General features: G+C 41.7%; 1 protein-coding gene. It reads left to right on the top strand.

What is annotated here, in order from left to right; genetic code table 11:
- Positions 1 to 78 precede the first annotated feature (78 nt).
- Positions 79 to 605: DDE-type integrase/transposase/recombinase (locus tag ACFIMW_RS09505; protein ID WP_375697401.1), on the top strand; the 527-nt coding region annotated here is incomplete at its 3' end.

Genomic DNA, 605 nt, shown 5'->3' with positions numbered 1-605 from the left:
ATGGGTCCCTTTCCACCTTCAAACAATTTTGAATATATATTAGTCGCTGTTGACTATGTATCCAAATGGGTTGAGGCTGTGCCAACTAAGACCAATGATGCTAATTGTGTTGTGAAATTCCTCAAGGATGTGATATTTAGCAGATTTGGGACACCAAGGGCTATAATCAGTGATGGAGGGAGACATTTTTGTAATAAACTTTTTGATGGGCTTCTGAAAAGGTACAACATTACGCACAAAGTGGCAACCCCTTATCATCCACAAACTTCCGGACAAGTTGAGGTAAGTAATAGGCAGATTAAAGGAATCTTGGAAAAGACAGTGCGACCTTCAAGGAAGGATTGGGCCTCCAAGCTAAATGATGCATTATGGGCATACCGCACAGCATACAAGACACCTATTGGCATGAGCCCATATCGACTGATTTTTGGAAAAGCATGTCACTTACCGGTTGAACTTGAGCACAAGGCATATTGGGCAATCAAAACCCTGAATATGGACCTAGAAAAAGCAGGAGAGGAGCGTTTACTTCAACTTAATGAGTTAGAAGAGATTAGGGATGAAGCCTATGAGAATGCAAAAATCTACAAGGAACGCACGAAGCG

Source organism: Bartonella sp. AC329YNZD (genome assembly GCF_042196685.1).
Lineage (GTDB): Bacteria > Pseudomonadota > Alphaproteobacteria > Rhizobiales > Rhizobiaceae > Bartonella.
The sequence above is the reverse complement of the archived record's forward strand: the minus strand, read 5'-3'. Positions and strand labels throughout refer to the sequence as shown.